The sequence below is a fragment of the Neisseria sp. P0024.S006 genome, assembly GCF_051956595.1.
In the GTDB taxonomy this organism is placed as follows: Bacteria; Pseudomonadota; Gammaproteobacteria; order Burkholderiales; family Neisseriaceae; genus Neisseria.
In genome coordinates, this window is record NZ_JBQCXH010000003.1 from 100476 (window position 1) to 113150 (window position 12675).

General features: G+C 48.9%; 14 protein-coding genes and 1 other RNA gene. 8 read left to right on the top strand and 7 right to left on the bottom strand.

The features are described 5' to 3' along the window. Positions 1 to 8 precede the first annotated feature (8 nt). A complete protein-coding gene (gene efp, locus ACTHUF_RS06580; RefSeq protein WP_036490530.1) occupies positions 9 to 569 on the top strand; it encodes an elongation factor P in 561 nt (186 codons plus the stop codon). Between the two features lie 62 nt (positions 570 to 631). Here the strand turns inward: efp and ACTHUF_RS06585 are convergent, their stop codons facing one another. After that, entirely contained in the window at positions 632 to 1231 is a 600-nt protein-coding gene (locus ACTHUF_RS06585) for an MlaC/ttg2D family ABC transporter substrate-binding protein (RefSeq protein ID WP_036491216.1), read from the bottom strand. Between the two features lie 165 nt (positions 1232 to 1396). Between ACTHUF_RS06585 and ACTHUF_RS06590 the strand changes: the two genes are divergently transcribed. The 3 genes from ACTHUF_RS06590 to ssrA all read left to right on the top strand — a co-directional run bounded on the left by ACTHUF_RS06590 (position 1397) and on the right by ssrA (position 3386). Beyond that, entirely contained in the window at positions 1397 to 1612 is a 216-nt protein-coding gene (locus tag ACTHUF_RS06590) for a tautomerase family protein (protein ID WP_003682441.1), read from the top strand. An 84-nt stretch (positions 1613 to 1696) separates the two neighbouring features. Further along, positions 1697 to 2911 (top strand): pyridoxal phosphate-dependent aminotransferase, encoded by a 1215-nt coding sequence (locus tag ACTHUF_RS06595; RefSeq protein WP_003747157.1) that lies wholly within the window; start codon positions 1697 to 1699, stop codon positions 2909 to 2911. A 112-nt stretch (positions 2912 to 3023) separates the two neighbouring features. Continuing rightward, positions 3024 to 3386: a transfer-messenger RNA gene (ssrA, locus tag ACTHUF_RS06600) on the top strand. A 167-nt stretch (positions 3387 to 3553) separates the two neighbouring features. Here the strand turns inward: ssrA and ACTHUF_RS06605 are convergent. The 4 genes from ACTHUF_RS06605 to hda form a co-directional block, all read right to left on the bottom strand. After that, a complete protein-coding gene (locus ACTHUF_RS06605) occupies positions 3554 to 4339 on the bottom strand; it encodes an endonuclease/exonuclease/phosphatase family protein (protein ID WP_049348663.1) in 786 nt (261 codons plus the stop codon). A gap of 157 nt (positions 4340 to 4496) precedes the next feature. Then, positions 4497 to 4811 carry a TonB family protein gene (locus tag ACTHUF_RS06610; protein WP_003747161.1) on the bottom strand — a complete coding sequence of 105 codons (315 nt, stop codon included), beginning with the start codon at positions 4809 to 4811 and terminating at the stop codon, positions 4497 to 4499. A 59-nt stretch (positions 4812 to 4870) separates the two neighbouring features. Beyond that, positions 4871 to 5539 (bottom strand): HAD family hydrolase, encoded by a 669-nt coding sequence (locus ACTHUF_RS06615; protein ID WP_003747163.1) that lies wholly within the window; start codon positions 5537 to 5539, stop codon positions 4871 to 4873. Beyond that, on the bottom strand, positions 5536 to 6204 hold the full coding sequence (gene hda / locus ACTHUF_RS06620) for a DnaA regulatory inactivator Hda (RefSeq protein ID WP_003682428.1): 669 nt from the start codon (positions 6202 to 6204) through the stop codon (positions 5536 to 5538). Before hda ends, ACTHUF_RS06615 begins: the two co-directional genes overlap by 4 nt. A gap of 218 nt (positions 6205 to 6422) precedes the next feature. On the opposite strand from hda, the gene ACTHUF_RS06625 reads away from it, so the two are divergent. The 4 genes from ACTHUF_RS06625 to ACTHUF_RS06640 are packed head-to-tail and all read left to right on the top strand — an operon-like array spanning position 6423 to position 10692. Then, positions 6423 to 7061, top strand: a complete 639-nt coding sequence (locus ACTHUF_RS06625) for a DedA family protein (RefSeq protein WP_315093777.1) — start codon at positions 6423 to 6425, stop codon at positions 7059 to 7061. 46 nt (positions 7062 to 7107) lie between these two features. Next, on the top strand, positions 7108 to 8544 hold the full coding sequence (locus tag ACTHUF_RS06630; RefSeq protein ID WP_315093779.1) for an MBOAT family protein: 1437 nt from the start codon (positions 7108 to 7110) through the stop codon (positions 8542 to 8544). Positions 8545 to 8554: 10 nt separating this feature from the next. Next, a complete protein-coding gene (gene patB / locus ACTHUF_RS06635) occupies positions 8555 to 9583 on the top strand; it encodes a peptidoglycan O-acetyltransferase PatB (RefSeq protein WP_315093781.1) in 1029 nt (342 codons plus the stop codon). Next, complete coding sequence (locus tag ACTHUF_RS06640) at positions 9580 to 10692, top strand: SGNH/GDSL hydrolase family protein (RefSeq protein ID WP_440407373.1); 1113 nt, start codon at positions 9580 to 9582, stop codon at positions 10690 to 10692. The genes patB and ACTHUF_RS06640 overlap by 4 nt, the downstream gene beginning before the upstream one ends. Positions 10693 to 10800: 108 nt before the next feature. Here the strand turns inward: ACTHUF_RS06640 and ACTHUF_RS06645 are convergent, their stop codons facing one another. Together ACTHUF_RS06645 and ACTHUF_RS06650 are read right to left on the bottom strand one after the other, a co-directional pair. Then, on the bottom strand, positions 10801 to 11421 hold the full coding sequence (locus ACTHUF_RS06645; protein WP_440407374.1) for a LemA family protein: 621 nt from the start codon (positions 11419 to 11421) through the stop codon (positions 10801 to 10803). A 112-nt stretch (positions 11422 to 11533) separates the two neighbouring features. Further along, entirely contained in the window at positions 11534 to 12622 is a 1089-nt protein-coding gene (locus ACTHUF_RS06650; protein ID WP_440407375.1) for a metallophosphoesterase, read from the bottom strand. Between the last annotated feature and the right edge of the window lie 53 nt (positions 12623 to 12675).

Sequence of the window (12675 nt, forward strand, 5' to 3'; positions counted from 1 at the left end):
AAACCACAATGAAAACAGCACAAGAACTGCGCGCCGGCAACGTATTCATGGTCGGCAACGATCCTATGGTCGTTCAAAAAACCGAATACATCAAAGGCGGCCGCTCTTCCGCCAAAGTCAGCATGAAACTGAAAAACCTGCTGACCGGTGCCGCTACTGAAACCATTTACAAAGCCGACGACAAATTCGACGTCGTGATCCTGTCCCGCAAAAACTGTACTTACAGCTACTTTGCCGACCCAATGTACGTCTTCATGGACGAAGAATTCAACCAATACGAAATCGAAGCCGACAACATCGGCGACGCGTTGAAATTCATCGTTGACGGCATGGAAGACCAATGCGAAGTTACTTTCTACGAAGGCAACCCAATCTCCGTAGAATTGCCTACCATCATCGTTCGCGAAGTTGAATACACCGAGCCTGCCGTTAAAGGCGATACTTCCGGCAAAGTGATGAAAACCGCACGTCTGGTCGGCGGCACTGAAATCCAAGTGATGTCTTACATCGAAAACGGCGACAAAATCGAAATCGATACCCGTACCGGCGAATTCCGCAAACGCGCCTAATCAGCCCGTAATACAAAAAGGCCGTCTGAAACAAGTTTCAGTCGGCCTTTTATCAATCTGCCTTATTGTTTCTTCAAGCCCTTGGCTTCGACAGTGGCAATCGTACCGTCAATGCCTTTGCTCTTAATCAGCTCGCCAAATTGATTGCGGTATACCGTTACCAAGCTGGTACCGTCCACGCGGATGTTGTAAATCTTATACACACCGCCGCTTTGGTAAAGTTGGTAAGCCACCTCATACTTCGTGCCTTTTTTGGTTTGAATTTCTGAGAAAACGTCAAACTTATTGCCGTTTGCCGTCATCTTCGGCAACAGGCGCACATTTGCATCCGCCGCGCCAATTAACGCGGAATGCGAGTACATCGCAATGACCATGTCTTTGAATGCACGGATAAAATCGGTTTTCTGTTTGGCAGAAAATTCACGCCATGGCGCACCGACCGCCAAAGCCGAAATACGCTCATAATCCAAATAACGGTTGGCATACTGCTCAACCTGTTTCACGCGTTGCGCCTCTGTCAAAGACGTATTACGTGCGATTTTCAACACAGAATCAATGTTCTGCTGCATCTGCTTTTGCGCAGGATGCGTTTCCGCCGCCACATAAGGCGCGGCAATCACCATCGGAGCGGCCACAATCAAAGTCTGAAGAAAACGGTTCATGATGATATCCATCCAAAATAAAACCGCATTGTAAAAACAATCCATCCCAAAAAACTTAATTCTTTGTAAAAGCAGTCATGAGCAATGAAAAATCCTGCAATTAAATTTCAGACGGCCTGATAAAAATAAGATAACATATAAACGTTATTTTCAAAGGAGGAAGCCATGCCCTACGTCAACATTAAAGTAACCGGCGGCAGCGAAGCCCCGAGCGCAGAACAAAAAGCCGAATTAATCCGCGGCGTCACCGAATTACTCTCACGCGTTCTCAACAAAAATCCTGAGACAACTGTCGTCGTCATCGACGAAATCGATATGGACAACTGGGGCATAGGCGGCAAAAGCGTGACGGTTCGCCGTGCCGAAGCGCGCAATAAGTAAGCCTTGGCCGTCTGAAACCCTTTTAATTTACCCGCAAAAAGAGTACATTTATCCCATTGTTAACAATTTTACGGAACACACATCATGGAGAAATTCCCCAAATCATCCAAACTGGACCACGTTTGCTACGACATCCGCGGCCCGGTTCACAAAAAAGCCCTGCAACTGGAAGAAGAAGGCAACAAAATCCTCAAGCTCAATATCGGCAATCCGGCTCCGTTCGGCTTTGAAGCGCCTGACGAAATCTTGGTTGACGTCATCCGTAACCTGCCCACTTCTCAAGGCTATTGCGACTCCAAAGGCCTTTACTCCGCACGCAAAGCCATCGTCCACTACTACCAAACCAAAGGACTGCTCGACGTTACCGTCAACGACGTTTACATCGGCAACGGCGTCTCCGAATTGATTACCATGTCCATGCAGGCGCTGCTCAACGACGGCGACGAAATCCTGATTCCCGCACCGGACTATCCTTTGTGGACCGCCGCCGCGACACTGGCTGGCGGTACCGTCCGCCATTATCTATGCGACGAAGAAAACAACTGGTTTCCCAACCTGGCCGACATGGAAGCCAAAATTACGCCTAAAACCAAAGCCATCGTCGTCATCAACCCCAACAACCCGACAGGCGCGGTGTACAGCAAAGAAATCCTGCTTGAAATCGCCGAATTGGCACGCAAACACGGCCTGATTATTTTTGCCGACGAAATTTACGACAAAATCCTCTACGACGACGCAGTACACCACCATATCGCCGCGCTCGCCCCCGACCTCCTGACCGTGACATTCAACGGCCTCTCAAAAGCCTACCGCGTTGCCGGTTTCCGTCAAGGCTGGATGATACTCAACGGCCCGAAACATCATGCAAAAGGCTATATCGAAGGCTTGGACATGCTCTCGTCTATGCGCCTTTGTGCCACCACACCCATGCAACACGCCATTCAGACAGCCTTGGGCGGATACCAAAGCATCAACGAATTCCTCCTCCCCGGCGGCCGCCTGCTCGAGCAACGCAACAAAGCATGGGAACTGGTCAACCAGATTCCCGGCATATCCTGCGTCAAACCCATGGGCGCATTGTATATGTTCCCTAAAATCGATACTGAAATGTACAGCATCCACGATGACATGAAATTCATCTACGACTTACTCGTACGTGAAAAAGTCCTGTTCGTCCAAGGCACAGGCTTCAACTGGATACGCCCCGACCACTTCCGTATCGTTACCCTGCCGCCCGTTCATCAAATTGAAGAGGCCATGGGCAAACTCGAACGCTTCCTGCAAAACTACCGTCAATAAACCTAAACAAAGAGGCCGTCTGAAAAAGCAAACCGCTGTTCAGACGGCCTTTTTAATCAAACAGCAACTTGGCAAAGCCCGCCGACATGCGTATAATCAACCCTTCCTATCTGGGGGCGATCTTGGTTTCGACGGGGGTTGCAAAGCAGATGCGGGCATACCGGGGTCTCAGATTTCCCGTTAAACACTGAATTTAAATAGTCGCAAACGACGAAACTTACGCACTGGCCGCTTAAGGCCTGCCGTTGCAGCAGTTAGTCAATGGGCTGTGTAGCGCAAGCTACCGCAACGTCATTCTACATTGACTGGTTTTCTGTCGGGTTACTTGGCAGGAAACGAGATTTAAGGTAACTGGTTCCCTGAAGGCCTGTTGGTCGGCATGATGGGGACGAGATTCTAAATAGACACAACTAAGTATGTAGAACGCTCTGTAGAGGACTTTCGGACGGGGGTTCGATTCCCCCCGCCTCCACCAGATTTAAAGCGCAAACTTTTGATTTAAAAAGGTTTGCGCTTTTTTTATAAACTTAAAACAGGCCGTCTGAAACGTTTCAGACGGCCTGTTTTGTCTCAAATATCTGAGTGAAAAACTTTTTCTTTCGATACATTACCAATAGTGCTTTGCTTTAAAAAATTTCAGCCTTACATTTTCCTATCGGACTTCATATCCATTTTACGATGTGGTCTAACTGTTACACTCAATGGCAGATGATCTGACAAATGCTGCCAGTCTTTACTGTTGTGAATTTCAGAATCGATGACATCAAGGTTGCGCGTGTAAATGCGGTCGAGGCTGAGGATGGGCAGACGCGAGGGGAAGGTTTTGGGTCGTTTGCCTGTATTATCGACAAATACTTCGTTCAAATCTAATGCCCTGCCCAGCTCACGTGCTGATTTTTGCCGCCAGTCATTGAAATCGCCGGCAATAATCAAGGGGCTGTCAGGGTTGATATGGCGGTCAACATAGTCGCTGATGGCGCGGTATTGTTTGAGGCGGTCAGGTTCGCGCAGATTGAGGTGGACACACAGACACACCAGCGGATCTTCCCAGCCTTCGGGTACGACCTCGCAATGCAACAGGCCGCGCTGTTCGAGTTTATTGACGCTGATGTTGAGGTTGTTTTCCGTTTTCAGCGGCAGGCGGCTGAGAATGGCGTTGCCGTGGTGTCGTTTGGGATAGACGGCATTTTTGCCGTAGCTGCGATGATAATCGAGGCTGTCGCCGATGATGTCGTAATGCGGCGCATCAGGAAAGTCGGTACGGCGGCTTCTGTTGAGATGTTGTCCTTGAACTTCTTGTAAAAACAAAACATCCGAACCCAATGCACCCAGCGCATCAGCCATGCGGTTGACCTGCACTTTGCGGTTGAGCGCAGACATGCCTTTGTGCATATTGTAAGAAGTAATGGTAACTGGACGGGGAGACATGATGTGTGATGAAGCGGTTTATTTGTTTTAGTATAGCACCGGAGCGTGTGGTTTTACGGCAATTTTGGTTATACTTGTTTAACGAATAAAACGGCGTTTTGACAGGGAATTTCCCAATCAAAACGCCTTTTGTTTTTCAGACGGCCTCGCGTCCGAATCAGTTGTTGATTACTTCAACATTGGTTTCAAAAGTAACGGTGTGTTGGTATTTAGATGCGGTTTTGCGTTTAGGATAAGGATATTTGGAAACGCTTTTCACTGCGCGTTCGTCCATTTCAGGATTGCCGCTGGATTGAATGATATTCACGCGGTCAACATTGCCGGCAGGAGTCGTGAAAACATCCATCAAAACGGTTTTAACGCTGCCGTTTTGCGCTTTCATGGCCTCCAGAGTTTCGGTATCGGCTGCTTGTGCAGTACCGAATACAGCAGCAAACAACAGGGCTGAGGCGAGGAGTTTAGTCGTTTTCATGTTTTAGTCCTTATTAGGGTTGTGGTTAAGTTAAATATTTCAGACGGCCTGATTCGTCTTTATTTGAAATTCAAAATCGGCCAACCTTTTGCTTTAGCTTCTTTTTCCAGCTCGGCATCCGGATTGACGGCGACAGGTTCGTCCACGATACGCAGCAGCGGCAAGTCGTTTTTGGAGTCGCTGTAAAAATAAACCTTGCCGTAGCTTTCAAAGGTCTCGCCACGCTCGGCAAGCCATTGGTTCAATCGGGTAATTTTGCCCTCTTTCAGGCTGGGCGTACCGACATAGTTGCCGGTATATCGGCCGTCTTCGCCGGTTTCAAGCTGTGTGCCGATAACATTGTGAATACCGAAAAGATGACAGATTGGGGTAATGATAAATTCGTTGGTCGAAGAAATAACCAGCATTTCGTCGCCCGCCATTTGATGGCTTTGCACCAACATACGCTGCATCGGAGAAATATACGGAACAATATATTCAGCCATAAACTCGCGATGAAACTCAGCCAATTCTTCCTTGCTGAAACGGGCCAAAGGCGCGAGATGGAATTTGAGGAAGGCATCGATATCAAGACAACCGTTTTGATAGTCTTGGTAAAACTTTTCATTTTGCGCCTCGGTTTCAGCCGCATCGACTATGCCTTTTTTAATCAGGTATTGCGGCCAGGAGTGATCCGAATCGGTATTGATTAAGGTATTGTCGAGGTCGAAAATGGCAAGGTTTTTCATTGGGTTTCCTGTTGTTTTAAAAGCTGGCGCAAAAGCGGCAAAGTAATGCGCTTGCCCATCATAACGGCGTAGTTGTCGAGGGTATCGAGCATTTGCATCAGGCTGTCCATATCGCGCCGCCAATGGTTCAGCAGGTATTCGAAGATTTCCGGATCGATGGTTACCTGACGGGCGGCTGCCATGCTGACAAGCGCATCGATTTTTTCCCGGTCGGTCAGCGGTTTGACTTCGTAAACCAAGCAATACGCCATGCGTGTGCGCAGGTCTTCGCGGATAACGAGTTGTTGCGGCGTATATTCGGAACTCAAAAGCAAAAAGCCTTTGCCGCTGTTGCGGAAGCGGTTGAAGATGGCAAACAGTAAAGCCTGTTCTTCATTATTAAGCTTTTCGATTTGGTCAATGGCAAGATATTCCGCATCCAACGCGGCTTCTGTCAGCGGCGTGGCAGCGGCATCAATATAGAGGGCATTTCGCCCGGCATCAAGCGCCTGGGCGACCCATGCCTGCAAGAGATGGCTTTTGCCTGCGCCCTCTTCGCCCCACACATAGATAAATTGCCCATGTTTGTGCTGCAACACATACACCAGCTCGGCATTTTCTGTTCCCAGAAATTTGTCGAAGCCGGGATAATCATGGCTGGCAAAATCGAAGATGAGCTGATTCACAAAGGCGCACCGGTTAGATTGAAATCGGCCTTATTTTACGTTGTTTTGCCGTCCACCATCAAGGATAAAGGCCGTCTGAAGCCTATACCTGCAACATATCTGCACTTCTAAACAGCTTACGGCATTGGTTTTATTCCGCTTTGGTTTTACAATGTCGAACTTCTTGCCGAAACATTTGTCTGTTCTTTTTCAGACGGCCTTTTTATTTGGGAACCCTAGTGATTTCTACCATTATCGATTTCATCCTCCATATCGACCAACACCTTGTCCACCTCTCCGCCCAATACGGCCCGTGGATTTACGCGATTTTGTTTGTTGTGATTTTCTGCGAAACCGGTTTGGTCGTAACGCCATTTTTGCCCGGCGACTCGCTGCTGTTTGCCGCCGGCGGTATTGCGGCCATCGGCGGCATGAACATCCACGTCATGGTATTGCTACTCTTAGCAGCCGCCATTTTAGGCGATGCGGCCAATTTTATGATTGGCAAGTATTTTGGACAAAAACTGTTTGCCAATCCTGATTCCAAAATTTTCCGCCGTTCGTATTTGGAAAAAACCCATGCGTTCTATGAAAAACACGGCGGCAAAACCATCATCATTGCGCGCTTTGTGCCGATTGTGCGGACGTTTGCACCATTTGTCGCTGGTATGGGCGATATGCACTACGGGACGTTTATCCGTTACAACATTATCGGCGCAGTGTTGTGGGTATTGTTGTTTTCCTATGCAGGCTACTTCTTCGCCAATATCCCCGTCGTCAAAAACAATCTGGGCTTAGTCATGGCGGCAATCATCGTGATTTCGATTTTACCCGCGGTAGTCGAAATTATCCGTGCCAAACTTAACGCCAAAAAATAACAATCAATCGAAAAGTTTGAAAGTTTAAACACATCAAGGAATTGTCATGCCGTTGCTGTCTATTGAATTTGCGGTATTCTTTATCGTATTTTTGCCCTTGTACTGGGCATTTGCACGTTTGCCGCAAGTTCAAAACGTTTTACTTTTGGTTGCCGGTCTGGGCTGGCTTTACCGTATCGACCCCATTTTTGCCGCGCTGATTTTGGTTTACTCGTCTGTGGTTTACCTGATCAGCGTGCTGATGTTTTCTGAAAACGAGAATATCCGCAAATTTTGGCTAGGTTGCGGTATTTCAGCGGCATTGACTGTTTTGTGTTTCTTCAAATATTTCGACTTTTTCCGCCCGATTATTCAGCAATATACAGGGCAAAGCGCCGTCATCGACATCCTTTTGCCTTTGGGCTTGTCTTATTACACTTTCCAATCGCTGGCTTACTTGGTGTATTGCTACCGCGAGCCTAAGGGAGAGCGTTTTGAATGGCACGAACTCCTACTGCATCTGAGCTTCTTCCCCACCATCACATCCGGCCCAATTATCCGCGCGGCCGCTTTTAAAAGCATAGACGGCGAACAGGCGGGGGCATTGGCGCAAATCCGCACCAAACAGGCACGCCAACTGATTTATCCGGCGTTGGCGGTCGGCCTGATTGTGTTGGGCATTGCTAAAAAATGGTGGCTTGCCGGCGTATTGGCGGAAGGCTGGGTATCGCCTGTTTTTGAAAACCCGGCCCAGTTCGACGGCTGGGGCGTGTTGTCTGCAATTTATGGCTACACCTTCCAACTCTTTTTCGACTTTTCCGGCTACTCGGATTTGGTCATCGGCTTGGCCATGCTGCTCGGCTTCCAACTGCCGAAAAACTTCGCCGCGCCGCTTCGCGCCATCAACATCCGCGACTTCTGGGACAGATGGCACATCAGCCTGTCCACTTGGATTCGCGACTATATCTATATCCCTTTGGGCGGCAGCAAAAAAGGCTTCGGACGCACCCAGCTCAATCTGATGATTGCCATGTTGCTTTCCGGCATTTGGCATGGCTACGGCTGGAGCTTTTTGATTTGGGGCGCGCTGCACGGTGTGGCCTTGGTATTGCTTAACTGCGGCGATAAAATCGTCGGCCGCAATGCCTTAGGCCGTCTGAAAATCGGCAAACCGCTCGCCTGGCTGTTTACCTTCCATTTCGTTTGTTTCGCGTTTGTCGTGTTCAACAGCGCAACGCTTGCCGATACGGAAATGCTGTTCAGCGCCTTATTTGCCAATGATAAAGGTTGGAACGCGCCTCTGCCGACCGACCTCATGTTGCTGGGTGCCTTTGCACTGATGCTTTTGCTGTACCCGTATTTGCTTCGCTTATTTGAAGCATCGGTAAAGGGCTTGGACAAACTGCCTGCATGGCTGTGGTTTATCCCCATCACACTGATCCTCGCCCTGATTATCGTCTTCGCCCCGTCCGGCATTCCCGGCTTTATTTACGCCAACTTCTAAGGAGCAGAACATGAAACGCTTTATCTCCCTGTTTGTTTCGATTCTGCTCAGTGCAGTTGCACTGACGTGGTTTGCCCAAAACTCCATCAATGCCTATTGGCAGCAGACTTATCATGAGAACAGTCCGCTTGAGCCTTTATCCGAATACGCTTGGTGGCGTATCGGTGCGGATTGGCAACAAAAAGCCTACGAATTTTCAGACGGCCTGAAAGCTTCGCTGGAAGCAGAAGACGCTTTAGCTTCGGAAGACTCTGGCATTGAAACAACAGGGCCGTCTGAAAATACGGAAAACATTGAAACATCGGACAATCAAAAAGAAACTGCCGCTTCTGATGCGGCTAACAATACGGATACCGCCGCCAGCGAGCCAAGCAATCAGGCTGATCAGTCGGCAACGCAGGTTGTATTGAAAAAAGGCAACAAAGTTTTCTTTGCCGGCGACTCGCTGATGCAGGGCGTTGCACCTTTCGTACAAAAACACCTCAAGCAAGAATATGGCGTACAATCGGTCAACCTCAGCAAACAAAGCACCGGCTTGTCCTACCCCAACTTCTTCGACTGGCCGAAAACCATCGAACAAACTTTGCAAAAAGAACCCGACATCCGCGTTTTGGTTGTATTCTTAGGCCCTAACGACCCATGGGATTTCCCGATGGGTAAAAAATACCTGAAGTTCGCCACCCCCGAATGGGAAGCGGAATACCTCAACCGCGTCCGCCGTATTCTTGATGCAGCCTCCACACATGATGTCCAAGTCATTTGGCTGGGCATTCCTTACATGAAAAAAGCCAAGCTCAACGAACAGATGCGCTACCTCGACAAAATCCTGTCGGGTACAGTATCGCCTCAAGCCATCTGGCTGCCGACCGACAAACTGTTGAGCAACGGCGCAGAAGAATATGCCGACTCTGTCAAAGTCAACGGAAAAATCATCCGTTACCGCAGCAAGGACGGCATTCACTTTTCCGCAGAAGGCCAAAAACTATTGGCCGAAAAAATTATGGAAAAAATTAATTTTACACACGATACACAACCATGAAATTGAATAAAACCTTACTCCTCACGCTTCTTGCACTCCCTATGACAGCCTGTGCCGCCGATGACGGCCTGTTAAGCAACTACGGCTCCAACCGCCCTGCCTGGCTGAACAAACTGCAACAGCTCAACAATACTTCAGACGGCAAATTCCGCATTATCCAAGTCGGCGACTCACACACCGCCGGCGACTATTTCACCGACCGCCTGCGCCGCCGTTTGCAACAAAAATGGGGCAACGGCGGCATCGGTTGGGTTTACCCTAACACCGTCAAAGGCCAGCGCATGGCAACCGTCCGTTACAGCGGCAGCGGTTGGAACACCATCAGCAGCCGCAAATCACACAGCGATTTCTCTTTCGGCGGCATTGAAGCACGCGCCGACGGCGGCAGCGTTACCTTAAGCGCGGCCGACGGCAGCATGGATATGCAACAAATCTCCATTTTCGGCAAACCTGTTTGGTCCGAACAAACCCTGACCGTCAACGGCCGCGAAATCCCGGCCACACAAAACGGTTGGCAACTGGTGCGTACCAATGCCTCCCTACCGATGACCCTCAGCAGCAGCATGCCTTGGCAAATCGGTTTCATTAATATCGAACGTCCCGGACGCGGCGTAACCGTTTCCGCCATGGGCATCAACGGGGCGCAGTTGTCCCAATGGTCAAAATGGCGGCCGGGTATGTGGGAAGATTTGGCACAAACCAAAGCCGATTTAATCATCCTTGCCTACGGTACCAATGAAGCCTTTTCCGGCAACCTCGATATTTCCTCTACCGAGCGGACATGGCGCAATTACATCCATCAAATCAAAAACACCCTGCCCAACGCAGGCATCCTGATCCTCGGTGCGCCGGAATCTTTGAAAACCGCCTACGGCAGCTGCGGCAACCGCCCTGTCTTGCTCAGCGAAGTACAACAAATGCAGCAACGTGTTGCCCGTGATGAAAAAATCATGTTCTGGTCTTGGCAAGATGCAATGGGCGGCGCATGCAGCATGAAAAACTGGATGGCGCAAGGCTTGGCAGCCAAAGACGGCGTTCACTTCTCTGCACAAGGCTATGAAACTGCAGCCGATAAGCTTGCCGACAGCCTGATCCGCTTTGCCCAATAAATTGGCCAAGGCCTGAGTATTTTTCATTAACAATACAAAAAAGGCCGTCTGAAATTCATATTTCAGACGGCCTTTTGTTTATGGCTTATTCAATAAACTGCTTTATTTTTAAGCCAATATATTGCTGCTTATTCGTTGCGTTTGATTTTCTGTAAAACGAACCAAACTTGCCTGCTTGTCAAAGCCTAATGGCTTGGCGACAAGGCGGTTGGGCAATTTGTTTAAATGGTGGTTGTAGCTTCCGGCTCTACGGTTGTAAGTGCGGCGTGCCGATGCAACTTCTGCCTCTGCTACATCCAGCATTTCCATCAAACCGGCCAATTTCTCATCAGGATGTTGTTTCAAAAGGCTGTTGCCGGCGGTTTGTAATTTTTTCAGCGCATGATTCAATGCTGTTTCGATTTCGCACAGATGTTTGATCTTGGATTCGGAAAATGTTTTGGCAGTTTGCGCCAAAGCGGTTTCGACTTCAGTACACATCTGCTGAACGTTTTGATCCGATGCAATGCCCTGCTCTTGCAGGTGTTTGCTGTATGCATCCAATACATGACGGACGGCCTGATGTCGGCAGTCGAGCGCAATGCGCAAAGAGACAAAGGATTCGCGACAGTCTTTTTTGCGGTCTTTCAACTGTTGTTTGAAATACAATAAGACGGCGGCGATTGATACGAAGATAAGTGCAAGACTGATAATGCCCATAGTGAGTTCCCTAGTTATGATGCCACTCATATCGGTGGCTGATTTTATTAACATCGATTATAATCTAATTTCAATATTTTTTCCCAATTTTCATAAAAAAGGCCGTCTGAAATTCAGACGGCCTGAAGTTTCTATTTCTATTTCAATGCTTTGACTTGATGTCAATCACCCACACTTCTGATTGCGAACCCAAACGCAGGGGAATGCCCCAGAAGCCGTAGCCCGAAGTAGTGAAGGAATGACCGTTACCGATTGCCTCATAGCCGTAAGCAAGACGATAAAGCGTACGGACGATAAGGTTGGCAGGTGCGACTTGGCCGTTGTGGACATGGCCGGAAACCTGCACATCAATCGGCAGCCGGGCATGGGTTTCGATTGAAGTAGGACGGTGGTCCATCAATAAAACCGGTAATTGGGTATTTTGACCTTCTAAGAGCTGCTCCGCACTGGGGCGTTTGTGATCCAAATCATCGCTCCGCCCCACCAGCAACACACCATTCACTTCCAAAACCTGATTGGCCAAAACCGTCAAACCTGTCGCTTCCAATTCATGTTTGATGCGTTTCTGATCACGGAACCAATCATGATTGCCCAAAGTGGCGTAAACGCCCATCGGTGCGGTCAGCTTCTGCAAATGCGGTTTCATGTTTTCTTTCAAGTACGCATCGACGGTATCATCCATCAAATCGCCCGGCAGCAACACCATATCGACTTGCTCCCGCTTCATGATGTCCGTCAGCTTGTCCAATTGACGCGCGCCGAACAAAATCCCCAAGTGCAAATCGCTGGCCACGCCGATACGCAGCGGCTTATCCATTTTCTTATTGATGAATACAGTCTGATAGCGGACCACGGGCGTATAGGCGTTATACATCCCCAAACCGAGCAAACCGATCACAAACAAAGGCGCAAACAGCCTCAGGCTTCGAGAAAGCGGTTGGCGTGCCACAAAACGGCGCAGTAAAAGATACAGGATAAATGTCGCCAACGCGGCATACATCACAAATAGCAAGATTACCATCCAAAACGCCACCACGCGGAACATCATATGCCCCAATTCCAGCAGCAAACCGACCAACAAGCCGTTTGTAATGAAATAGGAAACACCCATCAGCCAACGCCTGCCGACTTTCCCGATCCAAGGCACAAACAGCCATTGCAGCGAACGCCCAAGCCCGAACGTAAACACTTGCAACAGAATGACGCTCACAAAAAACATCTTGCCAAACATGCCTTTCCGCCCTAAAAAATCACCAGGCAGATTTTAGGCCGTCTGAAACTTTC